The 23,907-nt window shown below is 71.6% G+C and carries 26 protein-coding genes; 9 read left to right on the top strand and 17 right to left on the bottom strand.

The features are described 5' to 3' along the window. Positions 1–97: 97 nt before the first annotated feature. Both J2S57_RS20965 and J2S57_RS20960 read right to left on the bottom strand, forming a co-directional pair. On the bottom strand, positions 98–460 hold the full coding sequence (locus J2S57_RS20965; RefSeq protein WP_307245613.1) for a nuclear transport factor 2 family protein: 363 nt from the start codon (positions 458–460) through the stop codon (positions 98–100). A 25-nt stretch (positions 461–485) separates the two neighbouring features. Continuing rightward, positions 486–1,229: an SDR family NAD(P)-dependent oxidoreductase gene (locus J2S57_RS20960; protein WP_307245611.1), complete on the bottom strand. Its 744-nt coding sequence runs from the start codon at positions 1,227–1,229 to the stop codon at positions 486–488. Between the two features lie 93 nt (positions 1,230–1,322). Between J2S57_RS20960 and J2S57_RS20955 the strand changes: the two genes are divergently transcribed. Further along, a complete protein-coding gene (locus J2S57_RS20955; RefSeq protein ID WP_307245609.1) occupies positions 1,323–1,901 on the top strand; it encodes a TetR/AcrR family transcriptional regulator in 579 nt (192 codons plus the stop codon). On the opposite strand, the gene J2S57_RS20950 is transcribed toward J2S57_RS20955, so the two are convergent. Together J2S57_RS20950 and J2S57_RS20945 are read right to left on the bottom strand one after the other, a co-directional pair. After that, on the bottom strand, positions 1,898–2,788 hold the full coding sequence (locus J2S57_RS20950; protein WP_307245607.1) for an alpha/beta hydrolase family protein: 891 nt from the start codon (positions 2,786–2,788) through the stop codon (positions 1,898–1,900). The genes J2S57_RS20955 and J2S57_RS20950 overlap by 4 nt on opposite strands. Positions 2,789–2,873: 85 nt before the next feature. After that, positions 2,874–3,920 (bottom strand): hypothetical protein, encoded by a 1,047-nt coding sequence (locus tag J2S57_RS20945; protein ID WP_307245605.1) that lies wholly within the window; start codon positions 3,918–3,920, stop codon positions 2,874–2,876. A 157-nt stretch (positions 3,921–4,077) separates the two neighbouring features. On the opposite strand from J2S57_RS20945, the gene J2S57_RS20940 reads away from it, so the two are divergent. Genes J2S57_RS20940 through J2S57_RS20925 form a run of 4 tightly spaced genes read left to right on the top strand, consistent with a single transcriptional unit; the run spans position 4,078 to position 6,978 of the window. After that, positions 4,078–5,067: an AfsA-related hotdog domain-containing protein gene (locus tag J2S57_RS20940; protein ID WP_307245602.1), complete on the top strand. Its 990-nt coding sequence runs from the start codon at positions 4,078–4,080 to the stop codon at positions 5,065–5,067. Continuing rightward, positions 5,064–5,756, top strand: coding sequence for an HAD family hydrolase (locus tag J2S57_RS20935; protein ID WP_307245600.1), 693 nt, complete (start codon positions 5,064–5,066; stop codon positions 5,754–5,756). The genes J2S57_RS20940 and J2S57_RS20935 overlap by 4 nt, the downstream gene beginning before the upstream one ends. Beyond that, positions 5,753–6,457: an SDR family oxidoreductase gene (locus J2S57_RS20930; RefSeq protein WP_307245598.1), complete on the top strand. Its 705-nt coding sequence runs from the start codon at positions 5,753–5,755 to the stop codon at positions 6,455–6,457. Before J2S57_RS20935 ends, J2S57_RS20930 begins: the two co-directional genes overlap by 4 nt. 23 nt (positions 6,458–6,480) lie before the next feature. Further along, positions 6,481–6,978 carry an ester cyclase gene (locus J2S57_RS20925; RefSeq protein WP_307245596.1) on the top strand — a complete coding sequence of 166 codons (498 nt, stop codon included), beginning with the start codon at positions 6,481–6,483 and terminating at the stop codon, positions 6,976–6,978. A 59-nt stretch (positions 6,979–7,037) separates the two neighbouring features. On the opposite strand, the gene J2S57_RS20920 is transcribed toward J2S57_RS20925, so the two are convergent. The 8 genes from J2S57_RS20920 to J2S57_RS20885 all read right to left on the bottom strand — a co-directional run bounded on the left by J2S57_RS20920 (position 7,038) and on the right by J2S57_RS20885 (position 15,875). Beyond that, positions 7,038–7,712: a response regulator gene (locus J2S57_RS20920; protein ID WP_307245595.1), complete on the bottom strand. Its 675-nt coding sequence runs from the start codon at positions 7,710–7,712 to the stop codon at positions 7,038–7,040. Continuing rightward, positions 7,709–8,905, bottom strand: coding sequence for a sensor histidine kinase (locus J2S57_RS20915; RefSeq protein ID WP_307245593.1), 1,197 nt, complete (start codon positions 8,903–8,905; stop codon positions 7,709–7,711). Before J2S57_RS20915 ends, J2S57_RS20920 begins: the two co-directional genes overlap by 4 nt. Before the next feature lie 200 nt (positions 8,906–9,105). Then, positions 9,106–10,713 (bottom strand): thioesterase domain-containing protein, encoded by a 1,608-nt coding sequence (locus J2S57_RS20910; RefSeq protein WP_370882491.1) that lies wholly within the window; start codon positions 10,711–10,713, stop codon positions 9,106–9,108. A gap of 323 nt (positions 10,714–11,036) precedes the next feature. After that, a complete protein-coding gene (locus tag J2S57_RS20905; RefSeq protein ID WP_307245591.1) occupies positions 11,037–12,539 on the bottom strand; it encodes an MFS transporter in 1,503 nt (500 codons plus the stop codon). A 131-nt stretch (positions 12,540–12,670) separates the two neighbouring features. Further along, positions 12,671–13,300 (bottom strand): MerR family transcriptional regulator, encoded by a 630-nt coding sequence (locus tag J2S57_RS20900; protein ID WP_307245589.1) that lies wholly within the window; start codon positions 13,298–13,300, stop codon positions 12,671–12,673. A 16-nt stretch (positions 13,301–13,316) separates the two neighbouring features. Beyond that, positions 13,317–14,414, bottom strand: coding sequence for a beta-ketoacyl synthase N-terminal-like domain-containing protein (locus J2S57_RS20895; protein WP_307245587.1), 1,098 nt, complete (start codon positions 14,412–14,414; stop codon positions 13,317–13,319). Next, positions 14,411–15,628, bottom strand: a complete 1,218-nt coding sequence (locus J2S57_RS20890; RefSeq protein WP_307245584.1) for a beta-ketoacyl-[acyl-carrier-protein] synthase family protein — start codon at positions 15,626–15,628, stop codon at positions 14,411–14,413. Before J2S57_RS20890 ends, J2S57_RS20895 begins: the two co-directional genes overlap by 4 nt. Next, positions 15,621–15,875 carry an acyl carrier protein gene (locus J2S57_RS20885; protein ID WP_307245582.1) on the bottom strand — a complete coding sequence of 85 codons (255 nt, stop codon included), beginning with the start codon at positions 15,873–15,875 and terminating at the stop codon, positions 15,621–15,623. Before J2S57_RS20885 ends, J2S57_RS20890 begins: the two co-directional genes overlap by 8 nt. Positions 15,876–16,067: 192 nt before the next feature. On the opposite strand from J2S57_RS20885, the gene J2S57_RS20880 reads away from it, so the two are divergent. The 4 genes from J2S57_RS20880 to J2S57_RS20865 are packed head-to-tail and all read left to right on the top strand — an operon-like array spanning position 16,068 to position 18,815. Then, positions 16,068–17,135, top strand: a complete 1,068-nt coding sequence (locus tag J2S57_RS20880) for a beta-ketoacyl-ACP synthase 3 (RefSeq protein ID WP_307245580.1) — start codon at positions 16,068–16,070, stop codon at positions 17,133–17,135. After that, positions 17,132–17,398 carry an acyl carrier protein gene (locus J2S57_RS20875; protein ID WP_307245578.1) on the top strand — a complete coding sequence of 89 codons (267 nt, stop codon included), beginning with the start codon at positions 17,132–17,134 and terminating at the stop codon, positions 17,396–17,398. Before J2S57_RS20880 ends, J2S57_RS20875 begins: the two co-directional genes overlap by 4 nt. Further along, positions 17,395–18,579 (top strand): acyl-CoA dehydrogenase family protein, encoded by a 1,185-nt coding sequence (locus J2S57_RS20870; RefSeq protein WP_307245575.1) that lies wholly within the window; start codon positions 17,395–17,397, stop codon positions 18,577–18,579. The genes J2S57_RS20875 and J2S57_RS20870 overlap by 4 nt, the downstream gene beginning before the upstream one ends. A gap of 17 nt (positions 18,580–18,596) precedes the next feature. Further along, positions 18,597–18,815, top strand: coding sequence for a hypothetical protein (locus tag J2S57_RS20865; RefSeq protein WP_307245573.1), 219 nt, complete (start codon positions 18,597–18,599; stop codon positions 18,813–18,815). 62 nt (positions 18,816–18,877) lie between these two features. On the opposite strand, the gene J2S57_RS20860 is transcribed toward J2S57_RS20865, so the two are convergent. From J2S57_RS20860 to J2S57_RS20840, 5 genes are all read right to left on the bottom strand, one after another. Beyond that, entirely contained in the window at positions 18,878–19,615 is a 738-nt protein-coding gene (locus tag J2S57_RS20860; protein WP_307245571.1) for an alpha/beta fold hydrolase, read from the bottom strand. Positions 19,616–19,708: 93 nt separating this feature from the next. Continuing rightward, positions 19,709–20,299, bottom strand: a complete 591-nt coding sequence (locus J2S57_RS20855) for a GTP-binding protein (protein WP_307245569.1) — start codon at positions 20,297–20,299, stop codon at positions 19,709–19,711. Next, positions 20,280–20,645, bottom strand: a complete 366-nt coding sequence (locus J2S57_RS20850) for a DUF742 domain-containing protein (protein WP_307245567.1) — start codon at positions 20,643–20,645, stop codon at positions 20,280–20,282. The genes J2S57_RS20855 and J2S57_RS20850 overlap by 20 nt, the downstream gene beginning before the upstream one ends. Further along, positions 20,642–21,100: a roadblock/LC7 domain-containing protein gene (locus J2S57_RS20845; protein ID WP_307245565.1), complete on the bottom strand. Its 459-nt coding sequence runs from the start codon at positions 21,098–21,100 to the stop codon at positions 20,642–20,644. The genes J2S57_RS20850 and J2S57_RS20845 overlap by 4 nt, the downstream gene beginning before the upstream one ends. An 8-nt stretch (positions 21,101–21,108) precedes the next feature. After that, complete coding sequence (locus tag J2S57_RS20840; protein WP_307245562.1) at positions 21,109–23,838, bottom strand: sensor histidine kinase; 2,730 nt, start codon at positions 23,836–23,838, stop codon at positions 21,109–21,111. Positions 23,839–23,907: the final 69 nt, after the last annotated feature.

Below are 23,907 nucleotides of genomic sequence, written 5' to 3'. Positions count from 1 at the left end.
CACACCGCGAGGGTTTTCGATCAACCCGCCTCCAGCGGTGGACGACGTGGTCTCACGAAAGCACCACGCCGTCCACCTTTTCACTCCGAAGGCTCTCTCACCCCACCAGGAGAGTGCGCAGCTCGGTGATGCGCCCGCCCGCGATCGTGGCGATGTCGATGCCACGGGCCGCGGGCTCACCCCCCTCGGGCCCGAACGTCCAGGCCAGCGCTGCCTGCCCGGCCCCCTCGTAGAGAGGCCCGGCCTCGGCGAACACGAAGGTCGCGGGCACCTTGCCCAGCAGCTCGGCCGCCTTGGCGACCACCGCGTCCACACCGGTCACCGAACCCTCCGGATCGGTGAACACCACATCGTCGGCATACGTGCGCCCGGCGCTCTCGAGACGCGCCGCCGCGTCCCGCTGCCCGAACACCCCGAGAAGGTTCGCCCTCATCAGTGCCGCCACCACGTCGTCCGTCATCTTCCCTCTCCCGCAGCCGTCACTCTCAGATCTGACTCGCGCCACCGTCGACGTAGATCTCCGAGCCGGTGACGAAACTACTGCCCGCACCGGCCAGGAACAGCACGGTGTCGGCGATCTCCTCGGGTGCCCCGAGACGGGCCATCGGCACCCCGGAGGCCAGGCCGTCGAGCAGCGCGTCGGCCCCGGCCTCGTCGGCGGCCAGCCCGCGCAGGCCGGGCGTCCCGATCGGCCCGGGCGCGATCGCGTTCACCCGGATCCGGCGTCCCACCAGCTCGGCCGCCCAGGAACGGGTGAACGAGCGCAGAGCGGCCTTGGTCGCGGCGTACACGCTGAACGACGGGCTGCCCTTCACGTCGATGTTGGAGCTGGTGATGATCACCGACGCCCCCTCGTTCAGCAGCGGAAGCGCCTTCTGCACGGTGAAGATCGTGCCCCCGACGTTGGTGTTGAAGGTGGTCGCGTAGTGCTCCCAGGTGATGTCGGGGAGTGCGGCGAACTCACCGCCACCGGCGTTGGCGAACAGCACGTCCAGCCCCCGCCCGTGCTCACGGACCACCCGCACCACCTCGTCGAGCGCCTCCAGATCGCTGACGTCGGCCTGGACACCGATGGCCCCGATCTGCGCGGCCACCCCCTCGAGCACGTCCTTGCGGCGGCCGGTGATGAAGACGGTCGCCCCCTCCCGCACCAGCCTGCGCGCGGACGCCAGGCCGATGCCGGAGGTCGCGCCGGTCACCAGTGCGGTCTTGCCGTCGAGCTGTCCCATGATCCGCTCCCTTATCTGTATCGCTCGGTACAGATATCGAGAACCACGGCCGGGACGGGTTTTATTTCTGTACCGATCGATTAAGGTGTGACCATGACGACACAGGGCCGACCCCGCGGCTTCGACGCCGACGAGGCCCTCGACCGGGCGATCGAGGTGTTCTGGGCCCAGGGCTTCGAGGGCACCTCCCTCACCGACCTGACCACGGCGATGAACATCAACCGCCCGAGCCTGTACGCGGCGTTCGGCAACAAGGAAGAGCTGTTCCGCCGCGCCGTGGGCCGCTACGCCGAGGTCGACATGGCCTATGCGGCAGCGGCCCTGCTCGAACCCACCGGCCGGGAGGTGATCGAGCGGTTCCTGCGCGACAACGTGAAAGCCCTCACCCGGCCCGGCAAACCAGCCGGGTGCCTGTCGATCCAGGGCGGGCTGTCCGGGTCTCCCGAGATCACCACGTTCCTGGCCGACAGCCGCCGGGGCGGCGAACAGGCCCTGGCCCGGCGCCTGGCCACCGCGGTGACCGACGGCGACCTGCCCGCGGCCACCGACCCCGACGCCCTGGCCCGCTACGTCATGGTGGTCAGCGAGGGCAATGCGGTGCACGCCGCCGCCGGGGCCAGCCGCGCACAGCTGCACGCGACGGTCGACCTGGCCCTCCGGGCACTCCCCTAGGCCCTGGTCTCCACCGTGCCGGCGGGGGACGCGCTCGCGGCCAGGGCAGCGACGGCCGCGGGGAAGGCCTGCGGGTCGAGCTTGAGTGCGGAACGCAGCCAGGCGGTGGAGATCTCGCGGACCAGGGCGACGACGGCGGGGTTCTCGTCGGTGGTCGCGGCGACCTGGTAGCCACTGATGCCGCCGAGCGAGTGCTCGGCCCCGAAGAGGGTGAGCAGGGCCTGGGCGCCGGGACTGAGCGTGTAGGGCTCGGTGAACCACTCCGGGCCGCGCACCTCGGACAGGAACGACTGGTCGTGGTCACCGGCGACGACGAGCGTCGGGGTGTCCAGGTCCTCGAAGGTCAGGTTCATGAACGGGAAGGCCTGGGCCGCGAAGGCGGTCAGGTTCTCACCACCGAGCCCCGGGGTGGCGAGCAGGATGCCGGCCCGGACGCGAGGGTCGGTCATGACCTCCCCGTCGACCACCCGGGCCCCCAGGGGGAAGCTCACCGTGGTGCCGCCCCAGGAGTGGCCGGCCACGGCGATCCGGTCGTGGTCGATGCGGCCGGCCAGACCGGGCACGGCCGCCTCGACAACCCCCAGATGGTCGATCGTGCCGGTGACGTCGTTCACCCGGTGGCGCCAGACGTGCGGCTGACGGGGGTCGTCGGGAGCCAGGCCCAGGGTGGCCGAGTCGAGGTGGGTCGGCTGGATCACGACGAAACCGGCTGCCGCCCAGTGGTCGACGAGAGGGCCGTAGCCCCTCATCGATTCGGAGTATCCGTGCGACAGGACGATCACCGGCAGGCCGGATCCGTCGGCCGGGGCGGTGACCCGCACCTGGAGCGGCTCACCGCGATCGGGGTCGGACGGGAGGACGACCGGGGTCAGGGAGATGGTGGACATGTTCAGCCTTCTTCGACGGAGGGATAACCGGAACCGCGTTCCACACCATAAGGAACGTGGTTCCGGTTAGCAAGTGCCCCCCGGGTCAGAGCCGGCGGACGGTGAAGTCCTGCCCCACCCCACTGCCGCTCAGCAGCGTGCCGACCCGTCCACTGAGCACGTAGGCCCCGCGCGGCGTCATCGTCACCGTCGTCGGGCCGGCGACCGGCCACGGTGACACCTGGCGCTTCACCTTCGCGCTGCGCCAGCGGTCGTGACTGGACAGGACGGTGACGGCATCCACTCCTCCACCGACGCCGACGGCCTCGCCGATCGCGTTGGTGACGACCACCAGGTCGCCGGAGTCGGTCAGGATCATGCCGTCGGTCCCGATCAGCGGCTTCTCGAGCTCGACCTCCCGCATGCGCCGCGGGCGCTCCAGCGGGATCCGGTACAGCACGCCGGTGTCGTAGCGGGCCACCAGCAGGTAGCCGCGCGGGTCGTACACGATGCCGTTGGCCCCGACCACCGCCGCCTCGAACCGCGGGTCGTCGAGGAGCGTCGAGATCCGGCCCCGGGGGGTGACTTTCATGATCCGGGTGGTCACCGAGTTGGTCACGTACGCGTTGCCGTCGTCGTCGAGGGTGAGGTCGTTGGCGAACGTGCGGGCGCCGCCCGGATCGACGTCCACCCGGCGCAGCACCTTGCCGGTGTCGAGCGCGAACACGGCCACGGCCGAGACCGGCGGCAGCCCGGTGTCGATCTGCTGGCGCACCCAGAAATCGCTGTAGGCCACCAGCGCCCGGTTGCGGGCGGCGTCGACCCGGATGCCGAGGGTGGACGCGGCGGCGAGCGGGGCGACGAGTTCGGTCACTTTTCCGCGGGTGGTCACCACCGAGACCGAACCGAAGCGCGCCGAGCCGACCAGGAACGCCGAACGGGTCGGGTCCCAGGCGATGCCCTCGGGGTACAGTTCGGGCGCGGTGACGGTGAACTCGTCCGGAATCCGGTGCTTCCCGGACAGCCCCGGAGCCACCGGTGCCGAGGTCGCCCGGGCGGGGGCCGTCGCGAGCGGCACGGCGAGGGCGGAGGCGGCGGCACCGGCGGCGGCACGCGCGAGAACCGACCGCCGGGACAGCGAATTTTCCGGCATGGGTGCCCCTTTCGACAGGCTCGGAGGGATTCCGAGGCTGACCCGACCGTAGTGCCCGTTCTGCCCGCGGCGCAGCGGTTCGGCATGTGCTCTAGGGGGTGGCGATGCCTCCAAGGACGGATTGCCGGGCCTGCGGCACCGGTGTTTTCGTGATGACATGCAGGCAGAGGCATCTCCAGAGGCACTGACCGACCAGCCGTTGCTCTTCTCCCGCACCGTGGACCGGCAGATGATCCACCGGGCGGCCGTCTCCGAGGTCTTCGTCACCGACGTGCGGGCCGTCACCGACCGGTTGTGCCGGGTGGGCGTCCAGTTGCCCTGTTCGCACTCGTATTACAGCGATCACTGTCAGGACGTGCCTCTGGCCGACGTGCTGCTGGTGCTCGAGGCGTGCCGCCAGGCCGCGATCGGCGGGGCGCACGTGGTCACCGGGATCCCGGTGGGTGAGTCGATGCTGGTGAACCGGTTCGAGATCACCGTCGGCCGGCCGGAACTGCTGCGGCTGGACGGCGATCCGCTCGATCTGACCCTGTCCACGCGCTATCTCGGGGAACCGCGCCGATCGGGGCGGGTGCGCAACGGGGGTGTGGAGCAGAACGTCTTCCTGGGTGACGTCGAGATCGGCCGGCACACCATGGACGTGACGTTCGTGCGCGGCAGCCAGCACGCGGCACTGCGCCGGGTGCAGCGCGGTTCCGAACCGCCCTCCACCCGCGATCTGGACGTCCCCGATCCGTCGGGCCAGGCGTCCCCACTTCGGGTCGGACGCCTGCACCCGCACAACGTGGTGCTGACCGACCCCGTGGAGCGCGACGGCCTGATCGGCGCCCGGGTCACGCCTCACCCGGGCAACCGCGGGCTGTTCGACCACGCCTACGACCACCTGCCGGCGATGACCCTCACCGAGGCCGCCCGGCAGATCGCCCTGGCCGGGCACCGGGAATGTTTGCATGCGGCCGGTTTCCGCGCGGTCTTCCACCGGTTCGCCGAACTGGACGCACCCGTCACGGTGACCGCTCCCACGGGCGCATCGAGGCCCGGGCCCGCCGGGGCGCCCCGTCATGTCGAGGTGCCCTGTCTTTTCGAACAGGACGGCGAGCTCGTCGCCGAGATCACCGTCACCCTCACCACCGTGGAGTTCCCATGAGCGAGAGCCCGACCACCGTTCCCTACCGCCGGGCGGTGTGGACCGACTTCGGCGGTGTGCTGACACCGGCGATGCACCAGACCTGGGGCGCCTTCTGTGCTCGGCTGAAGGTGGATCCGCAGGTGCTGATGAGTGCGGTCAGCACCGTCAGCAGCCGTTACGGCACCCAGGATTTCATGGAGCCGCTCGACACGCCGCTGGTCGGCGAGCGCGAGTGGCTGGCGCAGATCGGTGCCGTGCTGCGGGCTCAGGGGGTGGTGATCGATTCGCCGGACTCGCTCGGGCCGATCTGGTTCGACCGGCGCGAGACCAATCACCGCTGGGCGGAACGCCTGCGGGGCGCCCGGGCGGCCGGGCACTTCGTCGGTGTGCTGTCGAACATGGTGCCGGCCTGGGACGAGCACTGGCGCCGGATGCTGCCCGTGGAGGCGATGTTCGACGACGTGGTGCTGTCTTTCGAGGTCGGTGCCCGCAAGCCCGACCCGGCGATCTTCGCATTGGCGGCGCGCCGGGCCGGGCTGCCGCCGGGTCAGTGCGTGCTCGTCGACGACCTGGAACGCAACTGTGCCGGGGCGCTGGCGGCGGGATGGTCGGCGATCCAGTTCCGTAGCGCCGACCAGGCGGTCATCGAGCTCGACGCGCTGCTGGCGTCGCCGCCGGTCGAGGCCGTTCAGGAGGTGGCGGTATGAGCCGCTCGGTTCTGGTCACCGGCGGGAACCGGGGTATCGGGCTGGCCGTCGCGCGGGCCCTGGCGGACGCCGGTGACAAGGTCGCCGTCACCTACCGCACCGGTGAGCCGCCCGACGGGCTGTTCGGGGTGCGGTGCGACGTCACCGACGACGCCTCGGTCCGGGAGGCGGTCGAGGCCGTGCGGATTCAGCAGGGCGCGGTGCAGGTGCTGGTCTCCAACGCCGGGATCACCCGCGACTCGCTGCTGATGCGCATGAGTGACGACGACTTCGCCGCCGTGCTCGACACCAACCTGCTCGGTGCCGTGCGGATGACCCGGGCGGTGCTGAACGACATGGTGCTCGCGCGCTGGGGCCGGCTGGTCTACGTCTCCTCGATCACCGGTCTGTCCGGGGCGCCGGGGCAGACGAACTACGGCGCGTCGAAGGCCGGGCTGATCGGGTTCGCCCGGTCGGTGGCCAAGGAGTTCGGGCGCCGTCACATCACCGCCAACGTGGTGACGCCGGGCCTGATCAGGACCGAGATGTCCACCGCCGTCAGCGAGAAGCGCTGGACGGCGCTGGTCGGGGAGACGGTGCTGGGCCGGGCCGGTGAGCCCGGTGAGGTCGCCGCCGTCGTGCGTTTCCTGTGCGGGGACGACGCGGGGTACGTCACCGGGGCCACGCTTCCGGTCACCGGCGGCGCGGGAATGGGACAGTGACAACCACTTTCAGGGGAGAAGACATGCCAGTTGCAGACGCCGGACAGCTGACACCGGAGCAGATCACCGCACTGCCGGAGGTCGTGCAGATCGCGATCGGGGTGGGCCGGGCCTTCGGGAGCCTCGACCAGGTCCTGGCACACCGTTACATCGCCGCCGACTTCGTCGACCACGAGGCCTCGCCCGGGGTCGGGGGTGGACCGGAGGGGTACCTGGCCACGGCCCGGTACATGCACTCGGCGTTCTCGCAGGCCTCGTGGACGCCCGAGGACCTGTTCTTCGCCGACGACAAGTTCACCGTGCGGGTGACCTTCAGCGGGGTGCACACCGGTGACTTCCTCGGGGTCGCCCCCACCGGGCGGGAGGTGCGGGTGCAGCACCTGCACGTCTACCGGGTCAGCGCGGGCAAGGTGGTGGAGCACTGGGGGGCCCGCGACGAGCTGACGCTGCTGCGGCAGATCGGTGCGTTCAGCCCGAGTCACCCGGACCCGGCGGCGGCTGCCGCTTCGCTCGTGTCCTGACGTCCGGTGGTGACGAGGGGCGCCCGGCTGATGAGCCGGGCGCCCCTCGTCATGGGTGGTCAGCTGAAGGCTGCGGCCGGGCGCCAGGTGCGGCCCGACCGGGCCGCCGGGATCAGGTCGGCCGCGATACCCCGGTTCACCGCGTCCAGACGTGAGCTGGCCCCGAGCTTGCGGAAGACGTTACGCATGTGCCGTTTCACGGTGCCCTCGGTGATCGACAGGCGGCTGGCGATCTGCCGGTTGCTGAGGGCCTGCCCCACCAGGGTGAGCACCTCCAGTTCCCGCTGCGAGAGCGGGCCGCTGTCACCGCCGTCGGCGTCGCTGACGCCCACCGCGACCGGCCGTGAGATCGTGACCGTCACCTGTGGCTCGTTCTCGTGCGCGGCCGAGCGGATCGCGCCGACCAGGTTGGCCCGGCTCACGCTCTTGTGCAGGTAGGCCGCGACGCCGGCCTGCAGCATCTGGCGGATCAGCTGCTGGTCGTCGTGCATGGTCAGCACGATCACCCGCGAGCGCGGGGCCACGTGCCGCAGCCGGCGCACGGTCTCGACCGGGAAGTGGCCCGGCATCTCGACGTCGAGGAGCACGACGGAGGGCTGGGTCTGCCGGGCCAGGGCCACGGCACTGGTGCCGTCGCCGGTGTCGCCGACCACGGGAAGTCCCTCCAGCTGGAGGATCTCGCGCATCGTCTCGCGCAGCAGGCGGTGGTCGTCGACGATCAGGATGCCGTTCATGGTCTGTCCTCGTTCCCGTGCAGAGGGATGGTGACACGGGTGCGGGTGCCGCGGCCGGGGGTGCTGGCCAGTTCGAAGGTGCCCCCCAGCAGTTCGGCACGCTCGCGCATCCCGGTGAGTCCGTGGCCGCCGGTGCGGGAGCGGCCCGGGTCGAAGCCGATGCCGTCGTCGTCGACGAGGGCCGAGACCTCGTCGGGGCCGATGACGATGCGCACCCGCACCTGGGTGGCGTGGCCGTGGGTGATCGCGTTGCGCAGACCCTCCCGGCAGATCAGGTGGATCTCGTCGTGCTCGGCCGGGCCGAGGTACGACTGGCAGCCGCTGACCTGCACGTCCACCCGGGCGGAGGGGGCGGTGGCGGCGACGAACGCCTCCAGGGCCTGGCGCAGGTCGGCGACGGCGGGCTGGGCGCGCAGGTCACGCAGCAGCCGGCGGGTGCCGTCGAGCACCTCGTGCAGCACCTCCTGGGCCGCGGCCAGTTCGTGTTCGGCCGCCGGGTGCTCCCGCTCCCGGTAGAGCCGGTGCAGTTCCAGGTGACGCTGGGCCAGGCTGACGTTCGCGCCGACGAAGTCGTGCAGTTCGCGGGCCAGGTGACGGCGGTCGGCCAGGCGCCAGTCCTGCTGACGTTCGGCCAGGCGGCCCAGGTAGGAGGTGATGAGGACGTGGGCGCGGTCGGCGACGCCGGTCTGCGCCGAGCGCAGGGCGACCCGGGCCAGCTCGGGGGCCAGCGGGGTGTTCTCCAGGACCTCGGCGATGCTCTCGCACAGCACCGCCCCGGCCCGCACCGCGTCGGCCACGTCGATACCGCTGTCGGCCATCCGGGGCCCGAGGCCGGCGACGGTGCGCCCGGCGTCGGGGGCGACGTACACCCTCCCGGACCGGATGCTGCGGACGCAGTCGGCCACGACCGGGGCCACCAGACGGCTGAACGACTTCCAGACCATCACGTCGCCGGTCAGGGGACTGCCCGCCCGCAGGAGCCGCGACGAGCAGACCTCGATCACCCGCATCACCGGCAGATGCTCGTGCTGGTGTTCGTGCCGGTTCTCGTGTTCGTGCCGGTTCTCGTGTTCGTGCCGGTTCTCGTGTTCGTGTTCATCCGGGCCCACCGCGGGTTCGTGCCCGGGTGCCAGGATCTCCGTCGCCGATCTGTCCGAGAACCCCATGACCATGACGACTGCTGCCTCCCCCACGGCGGTTCCTCCGCCTGCGCCGGAACTCCTGACCGGTCGGTCACGGCTCCCCCGACCCCGCACTCCGTCCGATCCGATCCGATCCGGGCTGCCCGCATGCTCTGCGCCAGAACCACATTCGGATGATGAGGACGGGTTCTTCTACCAGAGCCGCGCCGTGATCAATCGAGACGTGGATACCCCGAAAGATACATGCGGCATCAAGCAGATCCCCTGGTAGCGGTGACAGTGAGGTCTCCGCCGTGTGCCGTGGAGCCTGGGACCACCCGGGCCCGCCCGACGTGGTCGACGATGCTGGCGACGAGGCGCTCGACCACGCTCGGCTCCTCGGGTTGCCCCGGCCGGTCGGGTGCGTCCTGGAAATAGAAGTGACCACCCGGAAAGGCCTGCACCCCGGCGAACCGCTCCGTGTGCCGGGCCCAGTTCGCGGCCTGGGAGGGATCGGCGATCGGGTCGTCACTGCCGCAGTACGCGGCGAGCGCACACCGGAGCACGGCGGGACTCGTTGCCGGACGCCAGGTCTCGGCCGCCTGAAGATCAGCCCGGACAATGGGTTCCACGCGACGCCAGAGCAGATGGTCTTCCAGGACGCGTGCGGGCAGACCGCCCATCCGGTGCAGAGCGCGGCGTAATTCACCGGCTGGTAACGAGTACAGTGGTGGAGCGTCGCGAGTGATCGAGTGATGCGGGCCCGGGTGCGCCGAGACGCCGATCCAGGCGGGCAGTGGGCCGTCTGCGCTCTGCAGCCGGGTGACCGCGTCGAAGGCCATGAGCGCGCCCATGCTGTGCCCGAAAAGCGCATAGGGGACGGGCCGATCGGCGTCGTCCGCCTCCTGTCGTCCTGCCGACTCGAGGCTGGCCGCTAGGTGAGAACTCGGCCCGGCGCGAGAAGTGAGCACGGACTGAGAACTCGGCAGGTCACTGAGGCTCGGCACGGTGCTCGAGTCGGGCACACCACTGGGGCTCGACACAACGCCAGGGCTCGACCTGCTACCGGGCCTCGACACGGTGCCGGAGCCCGACACATCATCGGAGCTCCCCCCGGGTTGGACGCTCACCCCGGGTGCAGCGCTTCCCACGAGTGCGGTGCTTCCCACGAGTGCGGTGCTTCCCACGAGTCGGCCACCTACCAGGGGTCCGGCGCTTCCCACAGGTGCGGCGCTTTTCCCGGGTCCGGCGCTTCCTCCGGGGCCAGCGCTTCCCACGAGTCGGCCACCTACCACGGGTCCGGCGCCTCCCACAGGTGCGGCGCTTCCGCCGGGTCCGGCGCTTCCCCCGGGCGCGGCGCTTCCCCCAGGCGCGGCGCTTCCCCCAGGCGCGGCGCTTCCCCCAGGCGCGGCGCTTCCCCCAGGCGCGGCGCTTCCCCCAGGCGCGGCGCTTCCCCCAGGCGCGGCGCTTCCCACGAGTCGGCCACTTACCACGGGTGCGGCGCCTCCCACAGGTGCGGCGCTTCCCCCGGGTACGGCGCTTCCCACGAGTGCGGCGCTTCCCACGAGTCGGCCACCTACCACGGGTCCGACGCTTCCCCCAGGTGCGGAAGCTCCCCCGGGTACGGCAATTCCCCCGGATACGGCGCCTCCCCCGGGTTGGGCACTTGCCGCCCGACCCGGCCCGGCGTGTTGCGACAGCAGGTGCCCCGCGAGTTCAGCTCCCAGCGGCGCCATTTCACGCACCAGGTCGGGTGTCGCCGCCTTGGACCGTCCCGGCGCGACCACGAGGCAGATCTCCCAGTCCGGCGGAAAGTGTTCCAGCCAGGGCCGGAACGTGGTGTGCGAACCGCCCGCGTGGTGCAGCAGATAGAGGCGCATCGTGGGTGTCGCCGTGTCGGGGCGGTTCCTGAGCACGGTCAGGAACCGCCCCGACACCAACGGTTCGAGCTGGGTTCGGGGCCGGGGCGTCCGGCCGGATCGCACGGCCGTCTCGGACCGGCCAGCCCCGGCCTGGATGCCGGACAGGGCCGGGAAGCCAGACGGCGTCGGTGAACCGCACGGCACCGCCGAACCCGACGACGTCAGCGAACCAGACGGCATCGGCGAGCGGGGCGGCGTCGGCGACTGTGGTGGCGTCGGCGAGCGGGGCGGCATCGGCGAGTGCGGCGGCATCGGCGAGCGGGGCGGGCTCGGGCGCGCCGTCACGGCCGCACGCCGCCCGGTGCCGCTCCGCGTACCGGCACCACACCGGGCACCGGCGAGGACTCCACGCCGGACACCGCAACCGGCGCAGCTGGCGCAGCCGGCGCATCGGCGAACTCCGCCGCCGGGCGCCGGATCAGGAGGCCCAGCACGCCGCCGATCGTCACCACGACGACGCCCCACCACAGGGCCGGTTCCAGGCCGGCGACGAAGGCCTCGGCCGCGTCACCCCGCCCGGCCTCGGCGAAATCGGTGGTGGCGTGCACGAACACGGTGGTGAGCACGGCGACGCCGAGCGCCCCGCCGAACTCGCGCACGGTGTTGTTCACCCCGGAGGCCTTGTTGTGGTCGGAGTCGCGCACCGAGCCGATGACCGTGGCCGGGTTGGCGGCGAAGACCATGCCCATACCGACACCGGCCAGGATCATCGCGGGCAGCATGCGCCCGTAGGTCAGGTCGGGCGACGCGATGAGCGCGATCCAGCCCAGGGCCGCGGCCTGCAGGAACATGCCGATCGCCTGCAGCACCCCACCACCGAACCGGTCGACCAGCGCCGTGGTGATCGGCACGACCACCATCGGCGCCGCCGTCCAGGGCAGCGTGCGCACCCCGGCCTCGAGCGGCGAGCTGCCCAGCGGCCCCTGCAGGAACTGGGCCAGGAAGAAGATCGAGCCGAAGACCCCGAAGTACATCGCGAAGGCCACGACGTTGCTGACCATGAAGGCCGGCTGGCGGTACATCCGCGGCGGGATCAGCGGCCGCGGCGACCTGGACTCGCGCACCCCGAAGGCCACGAACAGCAGCACCGCGGCGGCCAGATAGACCGAGGCCGGGCCCCAGCCGTTGTCGGCGGCGTGCACGATGCCCCACACCGCCACGACCACCGCCCCGACGACCGTCACCAGGCTGGCGACGTTGAGTTCCTGCTCCTCGCCGTGACTCTCGTCGATGGCCCAGAGCACCAGCGGCACCGCGAGCAGGCCGATCGGCACGTTCAGCCAGAAGATCCAGTGCCAGTCGAGACCGGAGATGACCAGCCCTCCGGCCAGGGGCCCGATCGCGATGCCGATGCCGTTGACCGCCCCCCAGACCCCCACGGCCAGGTTGCGCTGCTCACGACGCACGGCGGCCACGGCCAGGGTGAGCGAGACCGGCAGGATCAGGCCCGCGCCCGCCCCCTGCACGACGCGCCCGGCCACCAGCCAGCCGACCGACGTCGACATCGCGCACAACGCCGAGCTGACCGTGAAAATGACGATGCCCCAGAGAAACACACGACGGCGGCCGATGCGGTCGCCGAGCACCGCCCCGGCCAGCAGGGCACCGGCGAAGGGCAGCGTGTAGCCGTTGACGACCCACTGCAGCTGCGACTCCGAGGTGCTGAAGTCGTCGGCGATCGTGGACAGGGCCGTGGTCACGACCAGGTTGTCGAGCGAACCCATGAACATGGGCAGCGACGCGGCCAGGAGTGCCCAGACCACACCTCGGCTCTTGTCGGACATTCCAGCCTCCCGGTCTCGGTCGATCTCAATGATCCGGTGGACGGCGCCGCCACCTCGGGCAGCACCGCTATCGATAGTAGCGCTATCAGTACAGCCCGGAAGGCGGCTCCCGCCCGATCGGGTGACTGCCCCTAGGGGCGGGCGGAGACGGCTTCCTGCGCGATCCGGCGCATCGCGGCCATCGCCGCGTCGCCCAGCAGCGTGCCCAGCACGACACCCTCGACCTTCTCGTCGGTGTCGCCCAGGCTCGCGATGACGCCCAGCTCGGCCTCGGCCAGCAGGGCCGCCGCCTGCGCGTAACGGTCGAGCAGGCCGAGCAGTTCGTGCTGCTCCAGACCCCGGTAGGTGGCCACGATCTGCACCAGCTGCCGCCAGCCCGGGTTGCCGCGCTTGGCCGCCACGTCACCCCAGCCGTGCCGCTCGGCCAGCTTGGCCACTTCGTCCTCGGCCAGCCGGCGGTCGGCCTCGGAGGTGTTGTCACCCACCTCGCGGCTGACCGCGCTCTGCGCGACGCCGAGCATGCTGTGCAGGTCGCCGCCCGGGGTGTCGACCGCGCCGAGGATCTCGCGGGTGGCGGCGATCGAGAGTCCCCCGACCTCGAGCAGGGCCCGGATCAGCCGGACCCGGCGCACGTGGGCATCGGTGTACCGCACCTGGTTCGCGCTGATCCGCTCCCCCACGGGCAGCATGCCCTCGCGCAGGTAGTACTTGATGCTCGGCACCGGGACCCCGGACAGCCGGGCCAGTTCACCGATCCGCATCCCGGCAGAATAGCCGTCAGGCCGGACGGCGCAGCAGGACCGCCCCCACGTTTCCGTCCAGCCCCACCGAGGTGACCAGCGCGAAAGGGGCCACCGGGAGCGATGCCTCACCGACGCGTCCCCAAATCGCCAGCACCGCCGCCACCTGCATCGCACCCGAGGCGCTGTAGCAGTCGCCGATCACGTCCGACACCCGGATGAGCTGGGGCGACGAGGCCTCGCCGAGCACCCGGCGAACCGCCTCGAGCTCGGCCGAGCGAGTGCCGAGCTGCGATCCCGCGCCCAGCGACACCAGGCCCACCCGCATCGGGTCGATCCCCCGAAGAGCCCGTTCGGCGCAACGGCTCAGGGCGTCGGTGAGGCCGATGGTGGACGACGTGCGCACCGACGGTGCGAACCCCACCTCCGCGGCGGTCACCTCGGCCAGAACCGTCCCGGAGCCCCCGGATTCACCGTCCGGGTGCCGCTCGAGCACCAGCAGCGCGCAGCCCTCGCCGAGCACCGCCCCGGGTTCCAGCGTGCCCGAGGCCCGCCAGCCCCACAGCAGGTGCGGACTCAGCTCCTCGACCCCGCCCGCCAGCACCCGGTCGGCCTGCCCGGTGCGCAACGCGTTCAGTCCCCAGCGCAACGCGGCGGGTGAGGACGCGTGCCCGGTGGCCAGGGTCGCGTTCACGGCCCGGTAGCCGTTCCGGACCGCGATCTGCCCGGCGCACGAGTTCATCACCGCGTTCGGGAACCGCGACGGGACGTACGCCGCCTCCCCGCCCGCCGCGGCCGAGAGCTCGACGATCGAGCGCACGCTGCCCGTACTCGTGCCCACCACCACACCCACCTGATCGGCCCCGACGCCGCCGGGGGCCGCGTCCGCCGCGAGCCGGGCCGCGACCAGGCCGAAGCCGACCATCCGGTCGAGCCGTCGCGTGCCCTTACGCCCCACGTGGTCGGCCACCCGCAGGTCACCGACCGTACGGATCGCCACGTCGGGCAGCTGCCCGGCGTCGGGGGCGAAGGGCACCGCGTGCCCCGGTTCCCCGGAAGCGATCAGGTCGGCCAGCGCCGTCAGGCCGGTGCCCGCGGGCGACACCACCCCGCAGCCGGAGATCACCGTCGTCATCGCACCCTCCCCAGAACGACGACGGCGTTGTTGCCGCCGAAGGCCAGCCCGTGGTTCTGCGCGATGTCCACCCGGGCCGGGCGGGCCGTGCCCGTCGGCAGGTCCAGGCCCTCGCCGAGCGCCGGATCGACCTTCTCGAGCGTCGCGGTCGGCGGCACGAAACCCTGGTGGATCGCCATGCAGCAGATCACCGACCCCAGGCCGCTCGAGGCGCCCATGGTGTGCCCGAGCATCGACTTGATCGAACTGACCGGCGGCGGAGCATCGCCGAAAACCTCCCGCAGCGCCAGGATCTCGGCCTCGTCACTGGCGATCGTGCCGGTGCCGTGCGCGCACACGTAGTCGACCTGCTCCGGACGCACCCCGGCACTGGCGTGCGCGTTGCGGTAGCAGCGGGCGATCGAGGAGACGTCCGGGTGCACCATGTGCGCGGCGTCGCAGCTCAGGCCGTAGCCCAGCACCTCGGCGTAGATCCGCGCCCCGCGGGCCACGGCGTGGTCCAGCGGTTCCAGCAGCAGGCTCACGCCGCCCTCGGCCGGCACGATGCCCGAGCGGTCGAGGTCGAACGGGCGCTCGACCTCCGACACGATGCCCATCATCGAGAACCCGTGGTGCGTGGTGCGGCTGACCGAGTCGGCACCCCCGGCCAGGAAGAAGTCGGCCTGCCCGGTCCGGATCAGGTCGAAACCGTAGCCCAGCGCGTAGTTGCTGGCCGAGCAGGCCGTGCCGAACGTGAGGGCCTCACCGTGCAGCCCGAGTTCGGTGCTGACCGCGGCCGCCAGCTGCCCGGCCCCCGCGGCCCGCACCTGGCGCCCGCTCATCCCCGGCCCGCCCGAGAGCGACCAGCGCTGCGCCATCTCGTACTGCAGGCTCGGTTCCCCACTGGCCGTGCCCACGCCCGACCCCGTCGTGCCCGCGCTCAGCCGCTCGGGATCGATGCCCGAGTCCCCGACCGCCAGCCGGGCCGCCGCGGCCGCGAACTGGGCGCTGCGTCCCCACTCGTGCGGCCGCAGGGTCCGCAGGATCCGGCCGGGCTCGAAATCCCTCACCTCACCGGCGTTCCGGGCCTCGTAGCGGGAGGCGTCGAAACTCGAGATCGGGGACACGCCGCTGCGCCCGGCCCGGACCGACGCGGTGAAGTCCCGCACCCCGATACCGAGGCTGCTCACCACGCCGAGCCCGGTCACGGCCACCCGACGGAGAGGTTCAGGCATGCGCGGGCACGCCCAGGGTGCCGATCACGGCGAGAACCTGCCCGAAGGTGGACATCTCGGCGATGCGCTCGTTCGGCACCAGGATGCCGGCCTCGTTCTCGAAGCGGGCCACCATGGCCAGCAGGGCCAGCGAGTCGGCGTCGTAGTCGTCCTCGAAGCGGGCCGCCTCGTCCAGCTCCTCCGGCTCGATCTCCAGTTCCTCCACGACGATCCGGCGCACGGTCCGATACAGGTCTTCGGTGCTCACAGGAGTCCTCCAGCAGGACGGTCAACGGTGTTCGGTTGCCGGAACCGTAGGCCGCGCAAGGCTGTCCGCAACAGGCTTTCGATCTTTGGAACCGGCCGGTTGCCCGAAAGTGGTATCGCCTTCCCCTGCCGGGGGCACCCGGCGCCCCGGCAGAATCACCACCAGGAACCGCTTTCGACTCGGGGAGGGACGATGACCGCAGCCGCGGTGATCGAGGCGATCGGGCACTACCTGCCCGGGCGCCGCGAGAGCAACGACGAACTGGCGTTGCGGATGGACACCAGCGACGAGTGGATCCGCACCCGTACCGGCATTCTCGGCCGCGCCCGCGCCGAACCCGGGCAGGCCACCTCCGACCTGGCCGTCGAGGCCGGGCGGCACGCGCTGCAGCACACCGGTGCGTCCGTCGACACGGTCGTCGTGGCCACCACCACGCCCGACCGGAAGTGCCCGGCCACCGCGCCGGTCGTGGCCGACCGGCTGGGGCTGGGCCGCGTCACCTCGTTCGACCTGAACTCGGCCTGCACCGGGTTCCTGGCCGGGATGAGTGTGGCCTCCGGCCTGGTCGCCACCGGTGCCGCGCGCGGCGTGCTGCTGATCGGCGCCGAGAAATACTCCACCATCGTGTATCCGGACGACCGCGGCACGGCTCCCATCTTCGGTGACGGCGCCGCGGCGATGGTGCTGCGCGCCGGCACCCCGGACGAGCCGGGGGCGATCGGCGCGGTGCACCTGAGTTCCGACGGCTCGCTCTGGGAACTCGCCCACGTGCGGGCCGGGGGCAGCCTGCGTCCCGTTCCCGACCCGGACGACCCGCACGACGCGTACCTGCGGATGAACGGCCGCGCCACCTACCGGCACGCCGTCGCCGAGATGGCCGCGTCGTGCCGGCTCGCCCTGGCCGCCCGGGGGCTGGCCGCGCACGACGTCGACCGGCTCGTGGCCCACCAGGCGAACGTGCGCATCCTGCAAGAGGTCGCGCGGGAACTCGGCATTCCCGGGGAACGGTCGGTGGTGGACCTCACCGACATCGGCAACACCGCCGCCGCGTCGATCCCGATGGCGCTGAGCCGGGCCCACGCGGCCGGCACTCTCACCGGCCGGGAACGGCTCCTTCTCACCGCCTTCGGCGCGGGCGCGAGCTGGGGCGCCACGGTCGTCACCTGGCCGCACCTGAAACCACACCCGGCACCACACCTGGCACCGCACCCGGCACCACACCGGCAAGTCCACCCCACGACGGAAGAGGTCAACCCGTGACGCTCACCCTGCCCGCCTTGTTCGCCGATCTCGAACAGCTCTCCGACCAGCTCGATCTCGACCTCGGCACGGTGACCCCGCAGGCCGGGGTGCGGCTCGAGGACGACCTCGGCATGGACTCCCTGAGCATGATGGACCTGCTCGTCTTCCTGGAACGCAAGTACCGGGTGGCGGTGCCCAACGACCGTCTGGGCGACGTGGTCACCGCCGGCGACGTGGTCGACCTCGTGAACCAGTTCGTGCCCGCCGGGGTGCCCCGATGACCGCCACCGTCGCACCGCGCGCGCTGGCCCCCGAACCCGGCCGGTTCCAGGACTTCTGCGCCGGCGACCTGGCCTGGGCCCCACCGGCCGACGGGGACACCGTCTACGACGAGGCACACCCGCTGTGGCAGCGCTTCACCGCCGCCGGGCTGGCCAACTGGTGGCTGCCCACGCGCTACGGCGGACGCGGCCTGACGCTGGGCGAGTCGCTCGAACCGGTCGCCGAACTGGCCTATCACTGCCCGGGATTCGCGTTCACCGCGGCACTGTCGATCCTCGGCTCCCGGATGCTCGAGCTGTACGGCAACCCGCTGGTGGCCGAGTCGTTCCTGACCGAGATGGCCCGGGACGGCTCGTTCTGCGCCACGCTGGGCAGCGAGACCGGCGCCGGCAGCGAGCTGGCGCGCACCGAGACGACCTTCCGCCGTCAGGGCGAGCGGATCGTGCTCAACGGCAGCAAGGCGTTCTCGACCAACCTCGCGGCCGCCCGCTACTACCTGGTGCTGGCCCGGAACGAGACGAACGACAAGGAGTTCGCGGTGGTGCTGGTCCCGGCCGGCACCCCGGGCCTCACCATCGGCCCGCGCTGGCGCATGTCCGGCCTCCAGGGCACCGCGACCTCCCCGGCCACGCTGGAGAACTGCTCGGTGCCGGCCATCTACTCGCTGCGCGGCAACGGGTTGCGGGTGCTCGAGGTCGGGCTGAACGGCAGCCGGATCCTGATGTCGGCCATCGCCGTCGGGATCGCCCGGCGGGTGCGGGATCTGGGCATGGACTACGCCCGGGCCAAGGAGGTGGCCGGGCGCCCGCTGCTGCAGCACCCGGTGTTCGCCGCCCGGATGGGCCAGCTGGAGGCCGATCTGGAGAGCATGAAGAGCGTGTGCCAGCGCGCCGCGTCCGACTACGACGCTCTCGCCGCATCATCGGCCCCGGCCGCCGCGTTCTACCGGCACGGCGTGATCAAGTCTGCCATCATGGCGAAAATGCACTGCGGACAGACCGGCTGGCGCCTGGTGTCCACGGCCTCCGAGGGTTTCGGCGGGCTGGGGTACACCGAGAGTCATCCGGTGCAGCGGTGCCTGCGCGACATCCGCCACGTCTCCATCGTGGAGGGTGGGGACGACGTCCTGCGAGAACTCATGTACAGCCGTTACGTGAAACGTTCGTCACAGCGCGGCTGACCGATCCGGAGGCTGACATGCCGTTCGACCTTTCCCGGCGCTCCCTGCTCCTGGGCACCGCCGGTGTCCCGCTGCTGAGCGCACTGCCGTTCGCCGCCTCGAGCGCGGCCGCGAGCACCCGCCACACCGTCTGCTCATGTGCGGTCTGGGGTGCCTCGGCCGCGGCCGGGGGTGCCCGCTGCCCGGCCGGTTCCACTCCCGCGCACCGCTTCTCGGCGAGTTTCGCGCCGTCCTGACCACCACAACGGGGGACGTCGCGGTCACCGTGACCACGACGTCCCCCATTGAGCTGTGGGTCTCAGTTCTTGTCGACCGCGGCCCAGTGCCGCTTCAGCTCGGCCGCACCGGCCTCGGGCTGCTCCAGCGGCCACCAGTGGTCGGAGTCGAGCGCCACGAAACGGGACCGGGTGCGGGCGGCGAGCCTCACACCCCACTCCGGCGTCTGGTAGCGGTCGCGCGCGCCCCACATCACCAGCCCCGGAGGCAGTTCCGCGTCCTCGGCGGGCCACCAGTCCCCCAGGTAGACGCTGGAGCGGTAGAACGCGAGACCGGCGTCGAACATCGTGCGGTCGTAGTACTCGGCCGTGACCGGCGCGTGCGCGGCGGGCACCCCGGCCTCGGTGAGCCCGATGACCTGGTACTTGCGTGGGTAGGCCAGGTACTCGTCGCGGGCCGCCTCGCCCAGCGTGGTGGTCTGCCAGACCCGGGCGTTGTGGTGCCAGGGCCAGTCCGGGTGCGTGGTCGAGGTCAGGGCCCAGCTGCGCACCAGTTCCGGGTTCTCGATCAGGACGCTGTGCAGCACCATGCCGCCGACGTCGTGGGCCACCACGTGCGGGGGCCGGGAGAACTTCTTCAGCTCGGCCGTCAGCCAGGCCGCCAGGTCCCAGCGGGTGCCGGTCAGCCCGCGGGGCATCGCCCGGCCGTGGCCGGGCAGGTCGGGGGCCACCGTGTCGTAGCCCTTCAGCTGGGCACGCACCGGGTCCCAGACCCGGTGCGTGTCCGGATAGCCGTGGATGAACAACACTTTCGCCGTCATGCGATCCCCCTCGCGCCACGGGCGCCCTGTGCGCCGCGCCCCCAGTGTTCTCCGCCGCGGCCCGGCGCGGGGGCCACCCGCCCGGAGTTGTACCTAAAGTGGTGCCGGGCTGGAGGCGGCCAGGGTGAGGGCGTGCTCGGCCAGCGTGATGAGCACCTCCTTGCACGAGGCCCGGTCGCGTACGTCGCACATCACCACCGGCACCCAGCGCTCCAGGTCGAGCGCCTCGCGCACCTCGTCGGCGTCGTAGTCCTCGCTGCCGTCGAACCGGTTGACCCCGATCACGAACGGCAGGCCCCGGCTCTCGAAGTAGTCCACGGCCGGGAAGCAGCTGCCCAGACGGCGGGTGTCCGCCAGCACGACGGCCCCGATGGCGCCCTCGGCCAGCTCCTCCCACATGAACCAGAACCGGTCCTGGCCGGGTGTGCCGAACAGGTAGAGCACCAGTTCCGGGCTGATCGTGATGCGCCCGAAGTCCAGGGCCACGGTGGTGGTCGACTTCGACTCCACGCCGGCCAGATCGTCCACCCCGCGGCTCATCTCGGTGATCACCTCCTCGGTGCGCAGCGGGGGGATCTCGGAGATCGTGCCGACCATGGTGGTCTTGCCGACGCCGAAACCGCCGGCCACCAGGAGCTTGACGGACGAGCCACGCATCACCGGCTCAGAGCTTTCGAATGCCATTGATCACCGCTTGGAGGACGTGGATGTCGGGGGTCACGGCCGATCGGAACGCGACCAGTTTCTTGTCGATCAGATCCCCGAGGAGGATCTTGGTGACGGACAGGGGCAGCCGCAGCCCGGCCGAGATCTCGGCGACGGACGCGGGCTGCTGCACCAGCTCCAGGATCTGCAGGCACTCGTCGTCGAGCGCCAGGGCCTGGGCCCGGCTGACCGGGCCCAGCGCCACGACCAGCGCGATGATCTCGAGGTCGGCCTGGCGGCTGGTGGTGCGGCCCCCGGTCATCGCGTACGGCCTGACCAGAGGCCCGGCCGCGTCGTCGAACCAGGTGCCGTCGGACCCGCTCACCGGCGTCCGGCCTCCACGCCCGTCTCGGCCCGCGGCTGCGAGCTGAGATAGGTCCCGACCTTGGTGACCAGCAGGTTCATCTCGTACGCGACCATGCCCAGGTCCGAGGCCACGTCGGCCAGCAGGGCCAGGCAGGCGCCCTCACCGGCGGCGGTCACGATGAAGAAGAAGTTGTCCATCTCCACCATCGTCTGGCGCACGTTGCCGCCGCCGAAGTGCCGGCCGGTGCCGCGGGCCAGGCTCTGGAACCCGGACGCGACCGCGGCCAGGTGCTCGCCCTCGTCGCGCCCGACCGCCCGGGAGCGGCCGATGAGCAGCCCGTCCGACGACAGCACGATCGCCTGCTCGACACCGGGCAGACGCCGGATCAGGTCGTCCACCAGCCAGTCGAGGCCCTGCCGGGAAGTGTTCTCGCTCATCTCGTTCATCCGCTCGATCGTGATGTTCGTTGCCATGGGAGTTTTCAGCCGGTCTCGTCGCCGAATCCGGGCTGCCCGCCCCGGCCGCGGCGGGTGCCCGACTGGAACGCGACCATGGTGCTGCGGGCCCGTTCGGGGGCGACCGTCGGATGGGCGCCGGTCGCCGTCGGCACCGGCGGGGCGGCCGCGGGTTCACGCAGCCGGTCGGACAGGTGCGCCTGCCGGGTGCGCCGGGGCAGGTCGGGACGGCCGGCGTGGGCACCGTTCCGGGTGGTGTCGCGGGCGGTTTCGCGAACGTTCTCGCGCGGGGTCTCGCGGCGGGGCGGGTGGGCGGCCTGCGGGACACGGGGCATCGGGGCTGCGGTCACGACCGGGGTCGGGGCGGTGTCCCGACCGGTGCGGCGGCCTTCGGGCTGGTGGCCGACGCTCTCGCGGTCCTGGGGGTCGCGGTGGTCGAAGTAGGGGTTCGGGCCGGTGTTTCCGTTCGGGTGGCCCCCGGCGGTCCGGGCCGGGAACACCGGCGGGCGCACGACCTCCGACAGCGCGGGTTCCGGTTGCGCTGGTTCCGGGTGGGCGGGTTCCGGTTGGGCGGGGCGGGGATTCACTGCTTGCGGACGCCCGGTCCGGCGAACGCCGTCGGCCTCCGGTGGGGTGCCCACCCCGTTCCCGGACGGGCCGCTCGAGCCGACCACCGTGAGACGGGACCGTCCGGTCCCGCCCGCCGGGGCCAGCTCCCCGTGGAAGGCCATGCGCTCGTGGATGGAGTTCATCGAGCGGTCGGTGACCGGGGCGTCCTCAAGCGGGTTCGGCCCTGCTTCAGCCTTGGTGTCGAGCAGCTCGTTGGGCAGGAGCACGACCACGCGGGTGCCGCCGTAGGCCGGTGAGGGCGTGAGCGTGACGCGGATGCCGTTCTTGCGGGCCAACTGACCGACCACGAACATGCCCAGGCGGGGCTCCTCGCGCAACGCCATCACGTGGAACTCGGGCGGACGGGTCATCATCTCGTTGAGCTGCTGCAGCTGCTGGGGCGGGATGCCCAGGCCCTGGTCCTCGATCTCGATCGCCAGGCCGCGCCCGACCAGGTTGCCCCGCACCTCCACCCGGGACATCGGGGGCGAGAAAGACGTCGCGTTGTCGACGATCTCGGCCAGCAGGTGCACCACGTCGGCGACGGCCGCACCGGTGATCGACAGCCGCGGCAGCTCGGTCACCGCGACCCGGGCGTAGTCCTGGGCCTCGCTGATCGCGCCCCGCACGACCTGGCTGAGCGGAACCGCGTTGCGCCACTGCCGGCCGGGCTGGCCGTCGCCCATGATGACCAGGTTCTCGGCGTTGCGGCGGGCGCGCGTGGAGAGGTGGTCGAGCTCGAAGAGGAGCTTCAGCTGCTCCGGATCCTCCTGGTAGCGCTCGGCCTGCTCCAGCACCGAGAGCTGCTGGTGCACGATGACCTGGCTGCGGCGGGCAATGTTGAGGAAGACCAGGCGCAGACCGGCGCGGGTCTCGGCCTCCTGCACCGCCGCCGAGACGGCCACGCTCTGCGCGTACTCGAACGCCTCGGCCACTTCGCCGATCTCGTCGTTGCCGAAATCGAGCCGGGCGAGTTCGTCGTCGGTGTCGACCTTCTCGCCCTCGCGCAACCGCTCGATCATGTGCGGCAACCGCACCTGGGCCAGGTCGAGCGTGGTCAGGCGCAGCTTGCGCAGACGCGAGACGAGCCGGTTGGACTCACGGGTGGTCAGCAGCAGCACCGCGATCGCGAGGAGGAGCAGCAGGACACCGCCGACGACGGCCTCGGTGATGCGCTCACTCGCGATGCCGCGGGCCAGCGAACCACCGTGGAAGACCTGGTCGAGACCGATGGCGGCGAAGGCGGCGTAGATCTGGTCGGCGTTCTCGCCCCAGGTCGTGCGGTCGATCGTCAGCTCGGCCTGAACACCGGGACCGGCCGCGATCACGGCCTGCTCGATCTGCTGCTGCTGTCTCCAGGCCGGTGTCCCGGTGAGAGCCGTGTAGGCATCGCCGGCCGCCGGGGCCAGGTACGGGGCCATCTCGGCGAGGTTCTCGCGGTAGCGCCCGATCGCCCGCAGGAAGGCCTGGTACTGCCCGTCGGTCAGGCCGGGCTTCGAGAAGGCCGCGTAGGCCAGGGCGTTGGCCTCGGCCAGGGAGTTGGACTCCTCCCAGAACGTGTCGGTCAGGCCGGCCGCGACCGCGGACTCACCGTCCGGTCCGGCGCCGGCGAGCTGATTGACGGCGCGGCCGATGGAGCGGATGACGCTGCCGTAATAGGCGGTGGATTCCTCGAGGGAGATCGAGCCGTTGTCGACGTCCTCCCGGATACCGGGAAGCTTTCCGAGAACGGTCTGCAGTTCGGCCGCCATTCGCCGGTAATCGGCAGTGGTGCTGTCCGGGTCGATCCGGCTCGTGATCGCCTGGAATCCGATCAGGGCGGCATCGGTGCGGTCGCGCTGTTCGGCGAGCGCGGATTCGGACGCCTGACCGGAATTCACCAGCTCGGCGGCGCTGAGGCGCATCTCGGTCTGAACGGCCGGGAGGAACGGCTCGGCTTCTTCGGGGGCGTAGAAGATGTCGGCGACGCTCTTCACCCGGAGGCTGTCGACGACGAGGATTCCGGCGACGATTCCGCCGATGAGCAGGAGCACCAGACTGGGCCCCCAGGCGACGACGAGAATTCGCGTGCGCAGTGACCGCTGCCGTCGCCCGCCCTGCTGACTTTCCGTCACCGCGGCCACGCCCCGGCTGAACCAACGCTTCAAAGGCCGCTCTCCTCAAGGTTTCCCGATTGCCTGCCTTCAGACGGCGAGAACCATGACATCCGCCATTTG

Origin of the sequence: Kineosporia succinea (assembly GCF_030811555.1) — a bacterium.
GTDB classification, from domain to species: Bacteria; Actinomycetota; Actinomycetes; order Actinomycetales; family Kineosporiaceae; genus Kineosporia; species Kineosporia succinea.
The sequence above is the reverse complement of the archived record's forward strand: the minus strand, read 5'-3'. Positions and strand labels throughout refer to the sequence as shown.